Source organism: Actinomadura meridiana, assembly GCF_039537545.1.
Lineage (GTDB): Bacteria > Actinomycetota > Actinomycetes > Streptosporangiales > Streptosporangiaceae > Spirillospora > Spirillospora meridiana.
The window spans coordinates 114,417-133,560 of record NZ_BAABAS010000027.1 but is presented as its reverse complement, the minus strand read 5'-3'; the positions used below and the strand labels follow the sequence as shown (position 1 = coordinate 133,560).

Here is a 19,144-nt window from a genome sequence, read left to right as displayed (position 1 = left end):
GGACACCGCCGGACATTTTTGTTGAGGGGAGGGCCCCGCCATTGATGGCGGGGCCTTTCTCATTTTTGTGGGGTTTGTGGTGGCTGTTCTTGAGGTTGAGGCGGGGTTCGGGTGGGCCATGAGCCGGGTGGGCTGCGCTGTCATGTAGGCGCTCAGCCTCCGCGTGCCTTGGGCCTTGTCGGCGGCCCGGTGGGGTGCGGGGGGTAGGGGTGTGTCGTCCCGCGTCTGGAAGCGCGGTGGGTCGTCGGCCGGGGCCGGGCATGTCTTCGAGCGCGCCGAGGGCGAGGGTATGGCGAGGCGGTTCTTCATCTCATTTGGCCCTGTGTTGTGAGTGGGGCGTCGAGAAGACGGGCGAGCATTTCGCGTACCCGGTGATGAGGACGTGACAGCGCCACGACGGGAAGGGTGGCTGTCGACCTGCAAGATCGTCGTTGGGTGGGGGGTGCGACGGTTGTGTTCCGTGTGGTGAGGGAGGATTGGACCGTTCGACAACCGTCGAGCCCATGGTCGCGCCGGTGCCAACCCACACATTTTGCACCGGCGCGGCCAGCGGTTCGGGGGTTGTCAGACCACCGTTCTGCGGCCTTCGGTTTCTGTTCTGTCGCGCTTGGCGGTGGACGAGACGGTGCGTCCGGCCAAGGCGAACAGCGCCAAGGCGGCGACGGCGCATACGGCGGCCGCGATCGGAAGTGTGCCGGGGCCGAATGTGCCGAGGAGCCATCCGCCGGTTCCCGCGCCCAATGAGGCGCCGAGGTATACGGAACTGCTGACGAGGGCCAGTGCCTGCGGTCCGGCCTGTTGACCGGCGAGTTTCAGCGCGCGGGCCTGCACCGGGGGCGGGACCGCCCACGCTGCGGCCGACCACAGGGCGATGGGAAGCGCGACCAGCGCGACGTGCGCGGGGCGAAGGGACCAGGCCAGTTCCAGTGCCGCCATGGCCGCTGTGAACGTGGCGGCGGCCAGTGCGAACGTCCGGGCGGGGCCGATGCGGTCGACGAGGGTGCCGCTGAACCGTGCGCCCGCGATGCCCGATGCTCCGGCGAGCAGCAGGAGTCCGCCTAGTCCGGTCGGGTTCACGCCCGCGGTGTCCGCCAGGAACGGGCCCAGGTAGGTCTGGAACAGCAGGTTGCCCAGGACCGCGACGACGGCGGCGAGCAGCACGAACGCCAGTGCTGGGCGTGCGAGCGGGCGGAGCCGTTCGGTGATTCCGGACGCGGGTGGAGGCGTGACGTCCGGCACGGCGGCGAGGAGGACCACCAGGGCGGCGATGCCGAGGGCGCCGTTCGCGGCGAAGGTCGCCTGCCAGCCGAACGCCGCGCCGATCCACGTCCCGGCGGGGACACCGGCGACGACCGCGCCGGTCAGGCCCGCCATCACGGTGGCCAGGTCGCGGCCCTGCCGTCCCGGTGCGGCGAGCGCGGCGGTGACGGCGAACACCGTCGGGAGGACGACGGCGGCGGCGAGCGCGGCCAGGACCCGCAGCGCCAGCAGTGCCGGGTAGGACGTGGCGAGCGGGACGGCGAGGTTCGCTGCGCAGAAGAGCACCATCCCGCCGCCGAGCAGGCGGCGCCGCGGCCAGGACGCCGTCGTCACGGCCGCGACGGGCGCGACGACGGCGCAGATGACGGAGAAGACGGTCACGAGCTGCCCGGCCGTCGCCTCGCCGACCGAGAGTCCACGCGCGATCGACGGCAGCACGCCGACGATCGCGAAGTCGTCGGTCTGAAGGGTGAAGGCGGTCAGGGCGAGCGCGGCGAGCCGGAGCCCGCCGGGGCGGCGTCGGAGGGAGGGCATACCATTAAGGTAACACTCGTTTCCCTATAGGATGGTCGTCCCGGTGAGCGAAGGAGATCCGTCCGTGGCCAGGCCGCGTGATCCACGTCGTCGCGTCGAGATCCTCGACGCGGTCCTCGACCATCTCGCCGAGCACGGGATGTCCGGTCTGTCGATGCGTCCCATCGCGCAGGCGCTCGGGCAGAGCACCCGCGTCCTGACCCATCACTTCGCCGACAAGGACGACCTGCTCGCCGCGCTGCTGCGACGCCTGGACGACGTCCAGCACGAGCAGCTCCGCGCCACCGAGGGCTGGGACGACACCGTCCGGGGCATCGGGGTGATCGTGCGCGACTCCTGGCGGCGGCATCTCGCGCCGGAGAACATCGCCCATACGCGGCTCGTCCGGGAGATCGAGGGGCTGGCGGCGGCCGGGCGGCTCGGGGACCGGGCCCCGACGTTCCTTGCGGACCGGGCCGAGTTCGTCGCCCGCGCGCTGGTCGTCCGCGGCCTCGATCCCGACCAGGCCCGCGTCAAGGCGACCTACCTCAACGGCGCCTACGCCGGGCTCCAGACCGACGTCCTCACGACGGGCGACCGGGAACGGGTCGAGGCGGCGCTCGACGAGCTGTGCGCCGTCGCGGACTCCTGGACGGAGAACGCGCCCCGGACGGCCTGACGGCGCCGCGGGTCCGCCGCGTGCGGCATTCTGTGATCATGGAGTTGGTCGCGTTGCCGTCGCCCGTCCTCGCGGCCCTGTCGCGGGGTGATCTCGCGGGGGCGGGGGAGCTCCTCGGCCGTGCCCTGCCCGGATACTTCGTCGACGCCGAACTGCGGCATGTGTGGGGGCTGCGGCTCGACCAGTTGACGTTCGATCCCGCCAGCGCCGGGTGGGGCATCCATGTGGCGGTGACCGGGGACGTGGCGGTCGGGCACGGCGGGTTCCACGGACGGCCGGGCAGCGACGGCGCCGTGGAGATCGGTTACTCCGTCGCCCCCGCCCACCGGCGGCGCGGGCATGGCAAGGCGATCGTCCGTGAGCTGCTGCGGCGGGCCGGGGCGGCGCCGGAGGTGAGGACGGTGCGGGCGGTCATCGACCGCGACAACGCCGCGTCGATCGCCACCATCGGTGGTCTCGGGTTCGCGGGTGCGGGTGAACGGGGCCGTGATCTTGTCTTCGAGGCTCCCGTGGGCGGCGGCGGTTAGCGAGACGTTCATCCGGGTTCGTTCTGAATGTGCCGGTAGCCGGGCGTGCACGCCGTAGGCTGCACGGATGGCTGAGAAGTTGTGGCGGATCGAGCCGTCCGGACCGCTGCGCGGGGACGTCACCGTGCGGGGCGCGAAGAACGCGGTCAGCAAGCACATGGTCGCGGCGATGCTGGGGGACGGGCCCAGCACGATCGGCAACGCCCCCGACGTCGGCGAGGTCGGGATCACGGCGGGGATGCTGGAGCACGTCGGGATGACCGTCGAGCGGTACGACGGCGACGTGACGGTCGTGCCGGGGCCGGTGGCGGACCCGAGCGTCGGCAAGGCGTTCACCGGGTTGAACCGGATCCCGATCCTGATGCTGGGGCCGCTGCTGCACCGGGCGGGCGAGGCGTTCGTCCCGCTGGTCGGCGGCGACCCGATCGGCAGGCGGCCGGTCGACTTCCACGTGGACGCGCTGCGGGCGTTCGGCGCCGAGGTGACGCACGCGCCCGACGGGATCCACGCGCAGGCGTCACGGCTGGTCGGGACGCGGATCGAGCTGCCGTATCCGAGTGTCGGCGCCACCGAGACGGTGCTGCTGGCGGCCGTGCGGGCGCAGGGGAAGACCGTCATCCGGAACGCCGCCACCGAGCCGGAGATCATCGAGCTGGCGCTGTTCCTCCAGCGGATGGGGGCGCGGATCTCGTTCGCGCCGGACCGGCGGATCGTGGTCGAGGGCGTCGAACGGCTGACCGGGGCGCGGACACGGCTCGCGGGCGACCGGATCGAGGCGTTCTCCTACCTGGTGGCGGGCCTGGTCACGCGCGGGGAGGTGCGGGTGCACGGGTGTCCGCAGGACCGGCTCGTCACGGCGATCACGACCCTGACCAGGATGGGCGCCGAGTTCGAGATCACCGACGACTGGATCATGGCGTCGGCGCCGGACGGGCTGAACCCCGCCGCGGTGCAGACCGACACGCATCCCGGGTTCGCGACCGACTGGCAGACGCCCCTCATGGTGCTGTTCACGCAGGCGGACGGAATGTCAGTGCTCCACGAGACCGTGTACGAGAACCGGCTCGCGTACGTTCCGGCGTTGCAGAGCATGGGCGCCGAGATCGAGGTGTACGACACGTGCCTGGGTGGCCCGGCCTGCCGCTACCACGACACGGCGGCGCTGCATTCGGCCGTGGTGCGCGGCGTGACCAAGCTGCGGGGTGGGGACGTCACCATGCCCGACATCCGGGCGGGTTTCTCCGCGGTTCTGGCGGCGGCGGTCGCGGAGGGACCGTCCCTGTTGCGGGGCGTGCACCACATCGAGCGCGGCTACCACCGGCCGGTGGAACAGTTCCGCGCGCTGGGCCTCGCCCTGCGAGCGATTTCCACCTAGCCTCGCCCGCGTATCTAGCCTCGCGGGCGGTCCACGCTTGCCCACGCGGATTCGGGTTCAGGTCGCGCTCTGTCGGGTTGGGCCGCGTTGTGGGTCGGGGCGGGTTGTGGGGTTCAGGTTGGTTTTTGGCTGGGCTGGGGTCCGGGGTGTTGGGGTGGCGTTTGGCCAGGTGAAGGTGAGTGCGCTCCCGACGGGGAGGGCGCGCCAGAGTGGGGCGAGGGCGTCCAGGCGGTTCAGGATGCGGTCGACGATGGGCGCGTCCTCGGGTGGGACGGTCGTGTGCTCGGCCCACGCGGGTGTGGTGGCACTGGCGCGGCGGCGCCAGGCGATGTCGCACAGGCCCGCGAGGTGCTCAGACCTGGCCATGTCACCACGGTCTGTCCGGGCCAGGGATGATTCGCGCTTCTTCAGCTTGCGCTGTGCGCGGGCCCGGCGGCGCGGGTCGCCCGGTGTCTCCGTTGTCTCGATGAAGTCGCCGCCGCCCGCCGCGGCGCGTCCGAACACGCCGGACGTCAGGCCCAGTTCCGCCTCGGCCAGGTAGTGGACGAGGTCGTGCGGGATGTTCTCGTCGTATCCGGGCGCGGGGTCCAGGCGGCGTGGGTTCCGGCCGGGCACGGTGATCACGGTCGCGTACCGGCGTTCACCCGTGCGTTCGAAAGCGACGTCCATCCGGCCAGGTTAGGCAGGACGAGTCCGCGAAGGCATTCGGTTTTCCGGGGGCCCACGGCAGATCCTTACCCGGCGATGGCCGAAAGCTACAAGACGGCCGGGGACGCGAAGGCCACGCTGGAGTTATGAACCTGACTAGGGCGTCCGATTTCATGGCCATGCACGCGCGCACGCTCGACCGTCGCCGGTTCGAGCTGCTGACGGGCAAGGGCGACCGGGCCGCGCTGCTGGCCGCCCTCAACGCCTACCGGAATCCCGACGGCGGCTACGGGCACGGACTGGAACCCGACCTGCGGTCCAGGACGAGCCAGCCCGGCCCAGCGCTGCACGCCTTCGAGGTCTTCGCGGAACTCGCCCCGGACACGGCCCCGGAGGCGGTCCAGCTCTGCGACTGGCTGGAGTCGGTGACGCTGCCGGACGGCGGTGTCCCGTTCGGGCTGCACGTCCCTGATCCGGCCGGTTGCGCGCCGTTCTGGGCGGGAGCCGATCCCACGGTCTCGTCGTTGCAGATCACGGCGGTTGTGGCGGCCATGGCGCACCAGGTCGCCGTCCACGACGAGGCCGTCGCCGCGCATCCATGGCTCGACCGCGCCACGCGCTTCTGTCTCGACACCGTCCGGACGAAGGACGAACTGCACGCGCTGGAACTCGCGTTCACGCTGTGGCTGGCCGACGCCGTCAACGACACCGAGACCATCGAGTTGCTTGGCGCGCACATTCCGGCGAACGGTCTCGTCCATGTTCAGGGTGGGCTGGAAGACGAAATGATGCGGCCGCTCGACTTCGCGCCGTACCCGGGACGTCCCGCCAGGGCGCTGTTCGATCCGGAGGTCGTGGCCGCCGAGCTGCGGCGACTCGACGGTCAGCAGCAGGACGACGGCGGGTGGAAGGTCGACTTCACCGCCTACTCGCCCGCCGCCGAACTGGAGTGGCGCGGGTACGCGACCGTCAGGGCGGTGTCGATCCTGACGCACGACCAGCCGCCGGGATCGGATATTCATGAGGGGTGATCGATCCCTCCGCTCCCTTGCCCAAGTACATGCAGCTTCGCGCCATCCTGCTCGACATGGTCGAACAGGACCGGCTGCCGGTCGACGCGCCCGTCCCGTCCGAACGTGAGCTGTGCCGCCGGTTCGGGGTGTCGCGGATGACGGTCCGGCAGGCCATCGACCAGCTCGTCGCCGAGGAACGGCTGCGCCGCGTTCACGGCAAGGGCACGTACGTGGCGCGTCCGAAGGTGCAGATGCCGAGGGAACTGGTGTCCTTCACCGAGGACATGATCGCCCGTGGTATGCGGCCGGCGTGCGTCGACCTGGACGCCCGGACCACCACGGCGGACGCGCGCCTCGCCGGGTACTTCGGCGCGTCCCCGGGCGTCGCCGTGCACGTCCTGGAGCGGTTGCGGCTGGCCGACGGGGAGCCGATGGCGGTGGAACGTTCGCATATCCCGGTGTCCCTCGCGCCCGACCTGTTCGAGCGCCGCCCGCCGGAGGGTCCGTTGTTCGCCGTGCTGGAGAGCGAGTTCGGGATCGTCATGGACGCGGGGGAGCAGACGATCGAGGCGGGCCCGGCGGACGCCAGGGAGGCCGGGCTGCTCGGCATCGAACCCGGCGGCACCGTGTTCCACCTGCGGCAGCGGACGTTCAGCCGGGGCGTCTGCGCCGAGGTCGCCTTCGCGATCTACCGGGCCGACCGGTACAGGATCCATCTGGGCCTGGAGTCGCCGCGGCACACCGAGCCGTAGCGTCGGCGCCGGTCGGCGCCCGCGTGCGATCCTTGAGACTCTGGTCACATCCACCGCCGGGGGCGCCGGTGCGCGCGGCCCGGTCGACGGCACCGGAGGCTCCCGATGGACAACGGCCCGGGGTACACGGCGCTCACCCCGCTCGCGTTTCTCGGACGGTCGGCGGAGGTGTTCCCCGGCAAGACCGCCTACGTCCACGGGGACCGCCGCGTCCCGTACGCGGAGTTCGCCGCCGAGGCGACGCGGTTGGCGAACGCGCTGCGGGCCTCCGGGATCGGGCCTGGGGACCGGGTCGCCTACCTGGCGCCGAACGTCCCGGAGCTGCTGGTGGCGCATTTCGGCGTGCCGCTCGCCGGGGCGGTCCTCGTCGCGATCAACACGCGGCTCGCCCCGGACGAGGTCCGCCACATCCTCGCCCACTCGGGGGCGAAGGTCCTGGTCGTGGACGCGGCGCTGCTCGCGTCGGTGGGACTGCCCGAGGACGCGCCGCCCGAGGTCGTGACGATCCCCGCGCCCGGTGACGCTGTGACCGGCGGGATCGCCTATGCGGAGCTGCTGGCGCGCGGCTCCGACGATCCGCTGCCCTGGGCCGTGGCCGACGAGAACGCCGCGATCTCCCTCAACTACACGTCCGGGACGACGGGACGTCCGAAAGGCGTCGTCTACACGCATCGGGGCGCGTACCTGAACGCGCTCGGCGAGGTCGTCCACTCAGGGTTCACGCCCGCGAGCGTGTACCTGTGGACGCTGCCGATGTTCCACTGCAACGGCTGGTGCACGCCGTGGGCGCTCGCCGCGGTCGGTGGTACGCAGGTGTGCCTGCGCGCCGTCGTCGCCAAGGACGTGTGGCGGCTTATCGACGCCGAGGGGGTCACGCACCTCAACGGCGCGCCGACCGTCCTGCTCACGATCGTGAACGCGGCGGAGGCGCACCCCCTGGACCGGCCGCTGACCGTGACGACGGCGGGCGCCTCGCCCAGCCCGACGATCATCGCGGAGATGGAGGGGCTCGGCGCCGACATCGTGCACGTGTACGGGCTGACCGAGACGTATGGGCCGTACTCGGTGTGCGAGCCGCAGCCCGGCTGGCCTGCGCTGGACGGCGCCGACCGGGCGCGGCTGCTGGCGAGGCAGGGCGTCGGCATGGTCCAGACGGATGGCCTGCGCGTGGTCGACGACGACATGAACGATGTCCCCGCCGACGGCGAGACGCTCGGCGAGATCGTCATGCGCGGCAACAACGTCATGAAGGGCTACTATCGCGATGACGAGGCGACCACGAAAGCGTTTCGGGGCGGCTGGTTCCATTCCGGTGACCTTGGCGTCCGCCATTCCGACGGTTACATCGAGCTGCGCGACCGGTCCAAGGACATCATCATCTCCGGCGGTGAGAACATCTCCACGGTGGAGGTGGAGCGCGCGATCGTCTCGCATCCGGCGGTGCTGGAGGTCGCCGTCGTCGCGATTCCGGACGACACCTGGGGCGAGCGTCCCAAGGCGTTCGTGGTTCTGCGCGACGGGCACGCGGCGTCCGGCGACGACCTGATCGCGCACGTGCGGAAGAGCCTCGCCCGGTTCAAGGCGCCCGACGTGGTGGAGTTCGTGGACGCGCTGCCGAAGACGTCCACCGGCAAGGTCCAGAAGTTCCAGCTTCGCGAGATGGAGTGGGCGGGACGCGATCGCCGGATCCGGTGAGGTCCGGCGGTTCCTGGGAAGTGTTCCAAACACGGGGGCCGTGCCGCTGTCGACCGAAAGGGGAGCGGGATGTCGCCCACCGGTGAACCGACCGAGAACGTACTGATCGTAGGGGCGGGCCCAACCGGGCTCCTGCTGGCCGGTGATCTGGCCGCGGCCGGGGTCGCCTGCACAGTGCTGGAACGCCGCGACCAGGAGACGAACAACCTGACGCGGGCGTTCGCCGTCCACGCGAGGACGCTGGAGATGCTCGACGCGCGCGGTGTCGCGGACGACCTCGTCGCGGTGGGCGAACGGGTCGACGAGGTCAGGCTGGCCGCGGCGTCCGGCCTCGACCTGTCCAGGCTGCCGGGCCGGTTCCCGTTCATGCTGGTCGTGCCGCAGTACGAGACGGAACGGGCCCTCAGGGAACGGGCGCTGGACGCGGGCGCGGAGATCGTCCACGGCGCGGAGGTCGTCGGGCTCCGCCAGGACGCGGCGGGCGTCGACGTCGACGTGCGGTCCTCCGACGGCGCGACCGGGACGCGCCGCGCGTCCTACGTCGTCGGCACCGACGGCGCCCACAGCACCGTCCGGGACGCGCTCGGGCTGCCGTTCCCCGGGCAGGCGGTCGTGCGGTCGGTGATGCTCGCCGACATCCGGTTGCGGGACGTGCCCGACGACGTCCTCACCGTCAACACGTCCGGCGACGGGTTCGTGTTCCTCGCGCCGTTCAGGGACGGCTGGTACCGGGTGATCGCGTGGAACCGCCGTCACCAGGTGCCCGACTCCGAACCCGTCGACCTGGGGGAGCTGCGCGACGTGATGCGCCGCGCGTTCGGCACCGACTACGGCTGGCGTGACGTGCGCTGGACGTCCCGGTTCCACAGCGACGAACGGCAGGCGCCGACGTACCGGGTGGGCCGGGTGTTCCTCGCGGGCGACGCCGCGCACGTCCACTCCCCGGCGGGTGGGCTCGGCATGAACACCGGGCTTCAGGACGCCGCGAACCTCGGCTGGAAACTGGCCGCGCGGCTCGGCGGCTGGGCGCCGCCGTGGCTGCTCGACAGCTACAACGAGGAACGGCACCCGGTCGGGCGGGCCGTCCTGCGCGGCAGCGGCACGCTGTTGCGGATCGTCCTCCTCGAACCGCTGTGGCTGCGCCGGGCGCGCTCCGTGGGCGCGTGGACGGCGACGCGCGTCCGGCCGGTGGCGCGGCGGCTCGCAGGCGCCGTGTCCGGTATCGACCTCGCTTACCCGGCGCCGCGCGGCTCCCACCGCCTTACCGGACGGCGCGCCCCGGACGTCCCCCTGGCAGGAAGCCCCGGGCGGCTGTACGCGCTGCTCGGCGACGGTCGTTTCGTGCTGGTCGTCGGTGCGAACGACCCGGCGGTCACCTATCTGGCGACCAAACGGTGGGCGGGACGTGTGCACTGCGCGCTGGCGGGCGGCGCGACACGCACGACGGTCCTGGTCCGCCCGGACGGCTACATCGCGTGGGCGACGGACGAGACCGCGCCCGACCGCCGGCTCGCGGCGATCCGCGAAGCCCTCGGCCACTGGTGCGGGCGGCCCGCCGTCCACGAACCGCGACCGCCCGGGAACGTCCCGGGCGGCGAGAGGAGGACGGGGCCATGACCGATGACCAGGGGGGCCGCCCGGCCGCGCGTTCCGCCGCGCGTTCCGTCGCGCGGAAGCTGATCGCCTCGCGTCTGGTGAGCGGCGAGATGACGCCCGGCGCCGAGATCGGGATCCACGTCGACCAGACGCTCACCCAGGACGCGACCGGCACGCTGGTGATGCTCGAACTGGAGGCGCTCGACCTGGATCGCGTCCGGACGGACGTGTCCGTCCAGTACGTCGACCACAACCTGCTCCAGACCGACGAGCGCAACATGGCCGACCACATCTTCCTGCGGTCCGCGTGCCGCCGGTACGGGCTGTGGTACTCGCGGCCGGGCAACGGCGTGTCCCATCCGACGCACATGCAGCGGTTCGGCGTGCCCGGCGCGACCATGGTCGGCTCCGACTCCCACACCTGCGCGGCCGGGTCGCTCGGCATGCTCGCGATCGGCGTCGGCGGGCTGGAGGTCGCGATGGCGATGGCGGGGGAGCCGCTGTACGTGACGATGCCGGAGATCTGGGGCGTCCGGCTGACGGGCGAACTTCCGCCCTGGCTGAGCGCCAAGGACGTCATCCTGGAAATGCTGCGGCGGCATGGCGTGCGCGGCGGCGTCAACCGGATCATCGAGTACCACGGGCCGGGTCTCGCGTCGCTGACGGCGATGGACCGGCACGTCATCGCGAACATGGGCGCCGAACTCGGCGCGACGACGACGGTGTTCCCCGCCGACGACCGGGTCCTGGAGTTCCTGCGCGGCGAGGGCCGCGAGGACGACTTCACCGAGATCGTCGCCGACCCCGGCGCGTCCTACGACGTCACCGAGGAGATCGACCTGTCGTCCCTGGAGCCGCTGATCGCCCGTCCCGGGTCGCCGGGCGACGTGGTCCCGGTGCGGGACGTCGCGGGCGAGGACGTCCACCAGGTGGTCGTCGGGTCGTCGGCGAACCCCGGGCTGCGGGACTTCGCGGCCGTCGCGGCGATCGTCCGGGGCCGCCAGGTGCACCCGCGCGTGTCGCTGGACGTCAACCCGACGTCCCGGCAGATCCTCCTCGACCTGACCCGGATGGGAGCGGTCGCCGACCTCCTCCAGGCGGGCGCCCGCGTCCACCAGACGGGCTGTCTCGGCTGCATCGGCATGGGGCAGGCACCCGCGATCGGCCGGAACAGCCTGCGGACGTTCCCGCGCAACTTCCCCGGACGCTCCGGCACCCCCGACGACCTGGTCTGGCTCTGCTCACCGGAGACCGCCGCGGCCGCCGCCCTCACCGGTCGCATCACCGATCCCCGTGACCTGGACATGGACCCGCCCGCCCTGCTGTTGCCACCGCGATCCGCCGTCAACCGGCGGATGCTGGAGGCGCCGCCTCCGGTGGACGAGGCGCGCGGCGTCACCCTGGAGAAGGCCCCGAGCATCGGCGTCCTGCCGGAGCTGGACCCGCTGCCGTCCGAGCTGGAGATCCCCGTGGTCATCAAGGTCGGGGACGACGTGTCGACCGACGAGATCCTCCAGGCCGGGGCGCGGGCCCTGCCGTTCCGCAGCGACATCGCCCGGCTGGCGGACTTCGCGTTCACCCGGCTCGACGAGGGCTACCCGGAGCGGGCGCGGCAGGCCGGTCCGCACGCCGTCGTCGGTGGGCGCAACTATGGCCAGGGGTCCTCGCGGGAGCACGCCGCGATCGCGCCCCGGCATCTCGGGCTCAGGCTCGTCCTCGCTCGCGGATACGCGCGCATCCACTGGCAGAACCTCGTCAACTTCGGGATCCTGCCGCTGGAGTTCGCGGACGAGGCCGACTACGACCGCGTCCGGCAGGGCGACGTGCTGCGCGTCGAGAACGTCCGGGACGCGCTGAAGGACGGCAACGAGATCGACGTCCGCAACCTCACCCGGGACGAGACGTACAGGGCGCGGCACCGCCTGTCCCCACGCCAACGGGACCTGGTCGCGGCGGGCGGTCAGATCCCGCTCCTACGCGAACGGTCGGCGCGCCCGTAGCGGGCCCCGGGGCCGGTCTCGGACCCGGGGGGCTTTCAGTAGCGGCGCTCCTCGCGGCCGTAACCGAGTTCCTCGGCCACGTCGGCGACGTTCTCGTACGCGCGTCTCGGCAGGTTCTGGAGCTGCTCGACGGCCTCGTCGGGCGCCCCGGCCTCGGCCGCGTGCCGAATGAGCTCGTTCGGACGCGCCGGATAGCGCACCCCGGACAGCATGCGGGCCAAGGCGCTGCGGCCCTCCACGTCCTGCGCGCTCATCCCGGGCGGTGAGCCCTCGGGCACCGCTCCGGTCGGCGCGGTCGGATCGGCCGGATAGTCGTTGGAGAACGGCTCGGGCTCCTTGAACTCCTCCGCGTGCGTGGGGTGACCGCCGCTGACCATGCCCCGCGTCTCGCGGTCGAGCTCATCGTCCGTCTTCGGGCCGTGCTTGTCGCTCTTGTCTGGCATCGTTCGTCCTCCCTGCGCGCCTGACGGCGGTCAGAAACGTTCCCGGGCGGGCGTCCCCAAACATGGGCCGCTCGGGTGCGCCGGGTCAGGACGGGGACAGACGCATCATCCGCAGGACGCGCCGCACCAAGGAATCCGAACCTTCGCCGGACGATCCGTCGCGTTCTTCTTGCGCGGACGTCGGGGGAGGCGTCGGCACGGCGTCCGCAGCCAGCTCGTAGGTGACCGGCAGCGACCGCAGGCCCCGGATGAGGGGGGACGAGCGCCACGGCAGCTGGTCGGCGGGCAGCGCGAGCCGCAACCCGGAGAACCGGTCGAACAGCCGGTCCACCGCGATCGTGGTGATGGTGGTGGCGAGGTCGCGGCCGAGGCAGGCGTGCGGACCCGCGCCCCACGCCAGATGCGCGCGGGAACTGTAGATCGAGTCCGGCGCGGAGGTCCTGGTGAACGCCGGATCCAGGTGCGCGGCGGCGGGGGACACCAGGACCGGGTCGCCCGCCCCGACCTGGAACCGGCCGAGGCGCACGTCCGCCTTCGCCCAGCGGAACGCCAGGTTCGCCATCGGCGGGTTGGCGGCCGAGGCCCGGTTGATCGCCTCCTGGATCATCCCCGCCGACATGCTGTCGCGGGCGCCCGTCGCCCCGATCAGGATCTCGGTGATGGTGTTGCAGATCAGCGTGCCCGTCACGTCGCCGACCATGACCGTCATCATCGTCATCTCGCGGGTCAGCTCGTCGGCGGTGAGGTCGGGGACGGCGGCCAGCATGTACGAGGGCAGGTCGGAGCCGGGGGCCTCGGCGCGCGCCGCGCACACGCTCGCGACCCTGGCGTTCAGGCGGTCGGACGCCTCGTGGGAGTCCGGTCCCGCGTCCACGATCCGCCACAGGTCGATGATCAGCTCGTCGTCGCCGTCCGCGCCCTCGCCGAGCAGCCGTCCGATGACCATCAGCGGGAGCGGCCGCGCGTACTGGGCCGACAGGTCCGCCCAGCCGGTGCGTCCGCTGCCCTCCGCCAGCACCGTGATCAGCTCGTCGGCGTACCGCAGGATCGCGCCCTCCAGCGCCTTCGCCTCCAGCCTGGAGCGGTCCTGGAACGGGCGCAGGCCCTCGCTCCACGCGCCGCGCAGCCTGGTGGCGTCGGCGCCGTCGCGGAACGCCGAGTTGCCGGACTCGACCACGGGCAGCATCGGCCAGTCCGCCGGGACCTCGCCGTCCCGGTAGGCGCGCCAGGAGTCGACGCGCCTGCTCCAGACCCCGCGGGTGTCGCGCAGCACGTCCAGGGTCTGGGAGTAGCCGATGACGAGCCACGCCGGCACGCCGAGGACGTTGACCGGCGCGACCGGACCGTACTCCTCCCGGAGCCGTTCGAAGAAGACGGCGGGACGGGACTCGAAGTCCCGGTTCAGCAGAGGCTGGACGGCGAGCTCCTCCAGAGGGGGATGACCGGGGTCTGCCTGCGGTTTCTGCGGCTCCACGGGCACAAACCCTAGGAGAGAACGTTCGCCCCTGGTCGGTTTATGGCGGAATCTCCCGAGATGATCTCCTCGGCGTGTACGGACGGCCACGTTCCGCGGGGTTCTCAGCTGTTGGGAGGGGGCGGGTGAATGTGAGTGCTGGTGTGTGTCTGTGTGCGGGGTTCGGGTTGTGGGAGGCGAAAGCCAAGGCTCGTCCTGTCCGAGCGTGTCCACCCGATGTGAGGGGTGTGGTCTGGCCGAGCGAACACCCACATTCGCTCATACGGGTGACGGTATGTGAGGCTAGGTGTGCGCCTATGAGAGCTGGAGGTCCGCATGACCGACTCGTCTGGAGAGCCTGAGGAAGGCGACGACGACATGAAGCGCAGGTTCCGGGAGGCCCTGGAACGCAAGCGCGGAGCGGAGAGCAAGAACGCCGACAAAACCGGCAAGGGTAGCTCCAAGGTGCGCGGCGCCCACGGTCGCGCCGACCACCAGCGGCAGTTCCGCCGCAAGAGCGGCTGACCGGCCCACCGGCAGGTCACCCCGTCCATGGCCCCCGCGCACCAGGCGCGGGGGTCGACCCGGCCCCGGGCTCAGGGCTTGTCCCGGGCTCAGGACTTGTACAGCTTCTTCGAGTAGACGCCCTCGGAGTAGTACTCCACCAACTGCTCCAGGGACTCCTCCGTGGGCTGGACGTCCTTGACGATGCGGGCGTGCGGCGGCAGCGCGTCCGGATCCCAGGTCTCCGGCTTCCACAGCCGCGAACGCATCAGGGCCTTCGCGCAGTGGAAGAAGATCTGCTCGATGTCCACGACCACGGCGAACGCCGGGCGATGCCCCTTGACGATCATCTCGTCGAAGAACGGCGCGTCCCGGACGAGCGTGGCCCGGCCGTTGATCCGCAGCGTCTCGCCCCGCCCCGGCACCAGGAAGATCAACCCGATGTGCGGGTTGCCGAGGATGTTCATGAATCCGTCGGCGCGGCGGTTCCCCGGACGTTCCGGGATCGCGATCGTCGTGTCGTCGATGACATGGACGAACCCGGGCGGGTCGCCCTTCGGTGAGACGTCGCAGTTCCCCTCGGCGTCGCTCGTGGACACGAGGCAGAGGGGCGAATGGGCGAGCCAGTCCAGGTCGTGGGCGTGCAGCGCGAAGCGCTCCTTGTCGATGGCACGCCGCATCGGCGCGCCGAGCAGCTCGCGCAGCTCCGCCGCGGACGTGATCGTGGTGGACTCGTGGACGGCCGTCATCGCCACTCCTTGGCACCGGGGAGTCGATGATCACAGCCTAGACGGCCGTCCATGGAGCGTTCCGGCCGCCCGCACCGGCGACCGCGCTGTGGCCTCCCCCCGCGAAGAACACAACACGGTCACCGGGCCGCCGCGCCGAGCGTCCCCGTGTGGAGGCGACGCCCGTAGGAAGAGCGCGGCGGCGTCCCATGGGATACCCGCCCCGAACGGGCATCCACCTGCGGGTCACCCATACAGACCCGGAGCCCCACGAAAACTCATCGCTCCCGGCGCGGTCAGTTGTGGCGGGCGTCTCGGTCGGCGGCCCGGCGGGCCTCACGGGCGGCGTCATGCGCCTCCCGTGCCGCCGTCTCGGCGCGGGCGCGGTTCTGCTCGGCGCGCTCCGCCCGGCGGGACGCCGCGTCCCGCTCGGCGACGGCCCGCTCCAACTCGTGACGGAGCCGTCCGACCTCCGCGGACGCCTCCTCGACCTCCTGTTTCGCCGCGGTGGCGCGCTCCTCCCGCTCGGCCAGTTTCCGGTCGGCCTCGTCCGCCCGCTTCCGTAGGGTCTCGGCCTTGCGCGCCCGTGCCGCACTCGTCCGCGTGACGTTCGACACACTTCGCTCATGCTTGGCCTTACCGCCCGTCGGCGGAGCCTCCTCGGGCTCCGGTGTTTCTGGCGCCAGGGGAAAACCGGCCGGGACGAAGCCGGTGTGGCTGCGCGGTTGCGGCAACCGTCCCGCCCGCACCTCGTCGGCGATGCCGCCGTCCACCGTGGCGGCCTGGAGTGTGTCCTCCACCTCCCGCAGGGCCTGCTCGCGCAGCGGGTTCCCCTCGTCGGCGGCGAGGTCTCCGGCCGCGCGCACCAGCGATCCCACGAGCCGGGCCCGGCGCTGCTCCAGATCGCCGAGGCCGCCGCCCGACCCCCACGCCGCGCGGATCTCGGCGCCGACGTCCAGCAGTCGCCCCAGGTCATCGGTGGCGGAGCGGGCGAGGAGGTTCACCGCCCACGCCGACAGCGTCGGACGCCGCAACGCCCCGATCCGCTTGGCGAGCGGCGCGTCGCCCGCCGCCTTCGCGTCCTGGGCCAGGCGCCTGCGCGTCTCCACGAAGTCGGCGGGCCGGACGCCGTAGAGCTCATCGGCCGCACTGGAGAAGTCCACGACGGATCCCTACCCGCCGACGAGGGGAAGCGACTATACTCGCACACGAGTACTCGTCGACGAGGTGACCGAGATGGTGAAGCGTCGCAAGGTGAGCAACCTGCTGGGCCTCGCCGTGCTGTCGACGGTCTCCGCCAGGCCGATGCATCCGTACGAGATGGCCTCGCTGATGCGCGCCCGCGGAAAGGACCACGACATGGACATCAAATGGGGCTCGCTCTACACCGTCGTGGGCAACCTCCAGAAGCACGGGTACCTCGCCGTCGAAGGAAGCACCCGGACGGGCTCGCGCCCAGAACGAACCCTCTACCGCATCACGCGGGAGGGTCGGGAAGAACTGGCCGACTGGGTTCGGGAACTGATCTCGGTGCCCGAACGTGAACAGCCCAGGTTCGAGGCCGGGCTGTCCGTGCTCGGCGCGCTCGGCCCGGACGAGGCGGCCCGCCTGCTGGCCGAGCGGCTCAGCGTGATGGAACGCGAACTCGCCGACGACCGCGCCGCCCTCGAAGCGGAGACCGAGGTGCCGCGCATCTTCCTCATCGAGTCCGAGTACGACCTCGCGATGCGGGACGCGGAGGTCGTCTGGGTCCGCGGCCTCCTCACCGAGATCGAGGACGGCACGCTGCCGGGCCTCGACCTGTGGCGAGCCTTCCACGACACCGGGCGGGTCCCGCCCGAGATCGCCGAGTTGGCGGAGAGGGGAGCCTCTCAGGAGCAGCGATAACGCTTGAGAGGCCCGGCGGCGGTGCGGCTACACCGTCGCCGGGCCGAAGAACCCACCACCGAGAAACCCACGCGAAGCGGGTCCTGGCGGCGAGCACGCACTCACAGCCTATCCAGGGACCCTTCGCGGAGCATGTCGTGCCGTACGGAGGAAACCATGGCGCATGCCCCAGAGGCCGTCCAGGTGACGGACCTCGTGAAGACCTACCCCGGCGACGTCCGGGCCCTGGACGGGCTGACGTTCACCGTCAACAGCGGAGAGATCCTCGGACTGCTCGGCCCGAACGGAGCCGGAAAGTCCACCACGATCAAGATCCTGACCACGCTCATCCAGCCCGACACGGGCACCGCCACCGTGGCCGGGCACGACGTGCTCCGCCATCCCGACCGCGTCCGGCGCGTGATCGGAGTCGTGTCACAAAAATCAGGCGCCGATCCCGAGGCGAACGGCCGCGACAACCTCATCCTGCAAGGCCGCCTCTACGGCCTCCGGCACGCACGCGGCCGCGCCGCCGAACTGCTCGCCCAGTTCGGCCTTGAGGACGCCGCGTCCAGACCGGTGAAGACCTACTCCGGCGGGATGCGACGACGGCTCGACGTGGCGCTGGGGCTCGTCCACCGTCCGCAGATCCTGTTCCTCGACGAACCCACCACCGGCCTCGACCCAGAAGCCCGCACAACCCTCTGGGAGGAGATCGCCCACCTCGCGAAGAACGAGGCGCTCGCCATCCTCCTCACCACCCACTACCTGGACGAGGCCGACCACCTGGCAAACCGCCTGGCGATCGTCGACAAGGGCCGCGTCGTCGCCACCGGCACCCCCGACGCGCTCAAGGGCGAACTACGCGGCGACGCCGTCCACGTGGAATGGCCAGAACCTCCACCAGAACCACTGGTCCGCGAAGCCCTGAGCCATCTGCCCGGGGTCCACGACGTCATCTTCGACGGCCCACGGCTCAGCGCTCGCACCGACAACGGCGCCGCCGCCGTCCCGACGGTCCTCGCCGCCCTGGACCACGCGGGCGTCCCCGCGTCAGCCGCCACCGTCGCCCGCCCGTCCCTCGACGACGTCTACCTCCGCTACGCCGGACGCCGCTTCGCCCACGCCGGAGGCACCCGATGACCGCCCTCGCAGCCGGAACCTGGTGGATGACCCACCGACGCCTCTCCGCACTCCTCCGCAACCCGGCCGTGCTCGTGATGACGCTGGCCCAGCCCATGATCTGGCTGTTCCTGTTCGGCCAGCTGTTCAAGAAGGTCGTCGAACTTCCGGGCTTCGGCGCGCCGTCCTACCTGACCTACATCGTCCCCGGCGTAGTGATCATGAACGCGGTCTCGCTGAACTCGTTCGCCGGAATGGCCACCATGGACGAGATCGAACGCGGCACCCTCAACCGCTTCCTGGTCACCCCGGTCCGCCGCAGCGCGATCGCGAACGCGGGCGTCATAGAACAGGCCCTGAGCACGGCCTTCCAGTCCCTAGTGATCATCCTCCTGGGCCGCCTGGCGGGCGCGCACTACCCGGGAGGCCTCACCGGCATCACGATCCTCATCGCGGCCTCCGTGCTGATCGGGGTCGTCCTGGCCGCCCTGTCCAACACGCTCGCTCTCCTGGTCCGAGACCGCAACACCATCATCGGCCTGAACGTGATGCTCCTACTCCCGCTGACCTTCCTCTCGTCCGCGTTCATGACCAAAGACCTGATGCCGCCCTGGATCCGCCACGCCTCAACGGCCAACCCAGTGAGCTGGGCCCTGGACACCGCCCGCACAACCCTCTCCGACGACCCCGACTGGACCTCAGCCGCCCTACACGGCACAGCCCTCCTAGCCCTGACCATCGCCACCGTAAGCCTCGCCATCTTCTCCTTCAGGACCTACCAAAAGTCCCAATAACCCACCCCACAGGCCCCACCCGCCGACACCGCCACCAGCCCCCGCGCCACCGACACCGCCACCGCCCGCGCCCTCCTGTGAGGCGACGAGAGACGGTGTTGCCTTTGCTAACAGACGGCATCCGTGGGACGCCGAGGCCACGGTCCCGTTGAGGTGGCCGGTGGTTAGCGGCGGCG

18 protein-coding genes are annotated in these 19,144 nt (G+C 71.4%); 12 read left to right on the top strand and 6 right to left on the bottom strand.

Annotated features, from left to right (window positions below):
- Nucleotides 1-564: 564 nt before the first annotated feature.
- Nucleotides 565-1,794 carry an MFS transporter gene (locus tag ABD808_RS34510; RefSeq protein WP_344906301.1) on the bottom strand — a complete coding sequence of 410 codons (1,230 nt, stop codon included), beginning with the start codon at nt 1,792-1,794 and terminating at the stop codon, nt 565-567.
- Nucleotides 1,795-1,837: 43 nt separating this feature from the next.
- On the opposite strand from ABD808_RS34510, the gene ABD808_RS34505 reads away from it, so the two are divergent.
- The 3 genes from ABD808_RS34505 to murA all read left to right on the top strand — a co-directional run bounded on the left by ABD808_RS34505 (nt 1,838) and on the right by murA (nt 4,354).
- Entirely contained in the window at nt 1,838-2,452 is a 615-nt protein-coding gene (locus ABD808_RS34505; RefSeq protein WP_344906298.1) for a TetR/AcrR family transcriptional regulator, read from the top strand.
- A 38-nt stretch (nt 2,453-2,490) separates the two neighbouring features.
- Complete coding sequence (locus ABD808_RS34500; protein WP_344906296.1) at nt 2,491-2,979, top strand: GNAT family N-acetyltransferase; 489 nt, start codon at nt 2,491-2,493, stop codon at nt 2,977-2,979.
- A 67-nt stretch (nt 2,980-3,046) separates the two neighbouring features.
- Nucleotides 3,047-4,354: a UDP-N-acetylglucosamine 1-carboxyvinyltransferase gene (gene murA / locus ABD808_RS34495; protein WP_344906293.1), complete on the top strand. Its 1,308-nt coding sequence runs from the start codon at nt 3,047-3,049 to the stop codon at nt 4,352-4,354.
- 57 nt (nt 4,355-4,411) lie between these two features.
- Here the strand turns inward: murA and ABD808_RS34490 are convergent, their stop codons facing one another.
- Nucleotides 4,412-5,023: a hypothetical protein gene (locus ABD808_RS34490; RefSeq protein WP_344906290.1), complete on the bottom strand. Its 612-nt coding sequence runs from the start codon at nt 5,021-5,023 to the stop codon at nt 4,412-4,414.
- A 125-nt stretch (nt 5,024-5,148) separates the two neighbouring features.
- On the opposite strand from ABD808_RS34490, the gene ABD808_RS34485 reads away from it, so the two are divergent.
- The 5 genes from ABD808_RS34485 to ABD808_RS34465 all read left to right on the top strand — a co-directional run bounded on the left by ABD808_RS34485 (nt 5,149) and on the right by ABD808_RS34465 (nt 12,058).
- Nucleotides 5,149-6,033: a hypothetical protein gene (locus ABD808_RS34485; protein WP_344906288.1), complete on the top strand. Its 885-nt coding sequence runs from the start codon at nt 5,149-5,151 to the stop codon at nt 6,031-6,033.
- The gene (locus tag ABD808_RS34480; protein ID WP_344906285.1) at nt 6,030-6,767 is read left to right on the top strand and encodes a GntR family transcriptional regulator; all 738 of its coding nucleotides are present in this window, start codon (nt 6,030-6,032) and stop codon (nt 6,765-6,767) included. Before ABD808_RS34485 ends, ABD808_RS34480 begins: the two co-directional genes overlap by 4 nt.
- A 105-nt stretch (nt 6,768-6,872) precedes the next feature.
- Entirely contained in the window at nt 6,873-8,462 is a 1,590-nt protein-coding gene (locus ABD808_RS34475) for an acyl--CoA ligase family protein (protein WP_344906282.1), read from the top strand.
- Between the two features lie 69 nt (nt 8,463-8,531).
- The gene (locus ABD808_RS34470; RefSeq protein WP_344906279.1) at nt 8,532-10,079 is read left to right on the top strand and encodes an FAD-dependent oxidoreductase; all 1,548 of its coding nucleotides are present in this window, start codon (nt 8,532-8,534) and stop codon (nt 10,077-10,079) included.
- Nucleotides 10,076-12,058 carry an aconitate hydratase gene (locus tag ABD808_RS34465; protein ID WP_344906276.1) on the top strand — a complete coding sequence of 661 codons (1,983 nt, stop codon included), beginning with the start codon at nt 10,076-10,078 and terminating at the stop codon, nt 12,056-12,058. Before ABD808_RS34470 ends, ABD808_RS34465 begins: the two co-directional genes overlap by 4 nt.
- A gap of 35 nt (nt 12,059-12,093) precedes the next feature.
- Here the strand turns inward: ABD808_RS34465 and ABD808_RS34460 are convergent, their stop codons facing one another.
- Nucleotides 12,094-12,501 (bottom strand): DUF2795 domain-containing protein, encoded by a 408-nt coding sequence (locus tag ABD808_RS34460; RefSeq protein WP_344906273.1) that lies wholly within the window; start codon nt 12,499-12,501, stop codon nt 12,094-12,096.
- Between the two features lie 85 nt (nt 12,502-12,586).
- The gene (locus ABD808_RS34455; protein ID WP_344906270.1) at nt 12,587-13,975 is read right to left on the bottom strand and encodes a cytochrome P450 family protein; all 1,389 of its coding nucleotides are present in this window, start codon (nt 13,973-13,975) and stop codon (nt 12,587-12,589) included.
- 315 nt (nt 13,976-14,290) lie between these two features.
- On the opposite strand from ABD808_RS34455, the gene ABD808_RS34450 reads away from it, so the two are divergent.
- Nucleotides 14,291-14,479 carry a DUF5302 domain-containing protein gene (locus tag ABD808_RS34450; RefSeq protein WP_344906267.1) on the top strand — a complete coding sequence of 63 codons (189 nt, stop codon included), beginning with the start codon at nt 14,291-14,293 and terminating at the stop codon, nt 14,477-14,479.
- Between the two features lie 89 nt (nt 14,480-14,568).
- On the opposite strand, the gene ABD808_RS34445 is transcribed toward ABD808_RS34450, so the two are convergent.
- On the bottom strand, nt 14,569-15,207 hold the full coding sequence (locus ABD808_RS34445) for a pyridoxamine 5'-phosphate oxidase family protein (protein WP_344906264.1): 639 nt from the start codon (nt 15,205-15,207) through the stop codon (nt 14,569-14,571).
- 275 nt (nt 15,208-15,482) lie between these two features.
- Nucleotides 15,483-16,349: a hypothetical protein gene (locus tag ABD808_RS34440; RefSeq protein ID WP_344906261.1), complete on the bottom strand. Its 867-nt coding sequence runs from the start codon at nt 16,347-16,349 to the stop codon at nt 15,483-15,485.
- A 73-nt stretch (nt 16,350-16,422) separates the two neighbouring features.
- Between ABD808_RS34440 and ABD808_RS34435 the strand changes: the two genes are divergently transcribed.
- From ABD808_RS34435 to ABD808_RS34425, 3 genes are all read left to right on the top strand, one after another.
- The gene (locus ABD808_RS34435) at nt 16,423-17,073 is read left to right on the top strand and encodes a PadR family transcriptional regulator (RefSeq protein WP_344906258.1); all 651 of its coding nucleotides are present in this window, start codon (nt 16,423-16,425) and stop codon (nt 17,071-17,073) included.
- Between the two features lie 156 nt (nt 17,074-17,229).
- Nucleotides 17,230-18,195 (top strand): ATP-binding cassette domain-containing protein, encoded by a 966-nt coding sequence (locus ABD808_RS34430; RefSeq protein ID WP_344906255.1) that lies wholly within the window; start codon nt 17,230-17,232, stop codon nt 18,193-18,195.
- Nucleotides 18,192-18,968, top strand: a complete 777-nt coding sequence (locus ABD808_RS34425) for an ABC transporter permease (RefSeq protein WP_344906251.1) — start codon at nt 18,192-18,194, stop codon at nt 18,966-18,968. Before ABD808_RS34430 ends, ABD808_RS34425 begins: the two co-directional genes overlap by 4 nt.
- Nucleotides 18,969-19,144 lie beyond the last annotated feature (176 nt).

Coding starts and splice junctions, on each gene's coding strand:
- ABD808_RS34510 (WP_344906301.1), bottom strand. CDS start 1,794: ATGCCCTCCCTCCGACGCCGCCCCGGCGGGCTCCGGCTCGCCGCGCTC.
- ABD808_RS34500 (WP_344906296.1), top strand. CDS start 2,491: ATGGAGTTGGTCGCGTTGCCGTCGCCCGTCCTCGCGGCCCTGTCGCGG.
- murA (WP_344906293.1), top strand. CDS start 3,047: ATGGCTGAGAAGTTGTGGCGGATCGAGCCGTCCGGACCGCTGCGCGGG.
- ABD808_RS34490 (WP_344906290.1), bottom strand. CDS start 5,023: ATGGACGTCGCTTTCGAACGCACGGGTGAACGCCGGTACGCGACCGTG.
- ABD808_RS34485 (WP_344906288.1), top strand. CDS start 5,149: ATGAACCTGACTAGGGCGTCCGATTTCATGGCCATGCACGCGCGCACG.
- ABD808_RS34475 (WP_344906282.1), top strand. CDS start 6,873: ATGGACAACGGCCCGGGGTACACGGCGCTCACCCCGCTCGCGTTTCTC.
- ABD808_RS34470 (WP_344906279.1), top strand. CDS start 8,532: ATGTCGCCCACCGGTGAACCGACCGAGAACGTACTGATCGTAGGGGCG.
- ABD808_RS34465 (WP_344906276.1), top strand. CDS start 10,076: ATGACCGATGACCAGGGGGGCCGCCCGGCCGCGCGTTCCGCCGCGCGT.
- ABD808_RS34460 (WP_344906273.1), bottom strand. CDS start 12,501: ATGCCAGACAAGAGCGACAAGCACGGCCCGAAGACGGACGATGAGCTC.
- ABD808_RS34450 (WP_344906267.1), top strand. CDS start 14,291: ATGACCGACTCGTCTGGAGAGCCTGAGGAAGGCGACGACGACATGAAG.
- ABD808_RS34445 (WP_344906264.1), bottom strand. CDS start 15,207: ATGACGGCCGTCCACGAGTCCACCACGATCACGTCCGCGGCGGAGCTG.
- ABD808_RS34435 (WP_344906258.1), top strand. CDS start 16,423: ATGGTGAAGCGTCGCAAGGTGAGCAACCTGCTGGGCCTCGCCGTGCTG.
- ABD808_RS34430 (WP_344906255.1), top strand. CDS start 17,230: ATGGCGCATGCCCCAGAGGCCGTCCAGGTGACGGACCTCGTGAAGACC.
- ABD808_RS34425 (WP_344906251.1), top strand. CDS start 18,192: ATGACCGCCCTCGCAGCCGGAACCTGGTGGATGACCCACCGACGCCTC.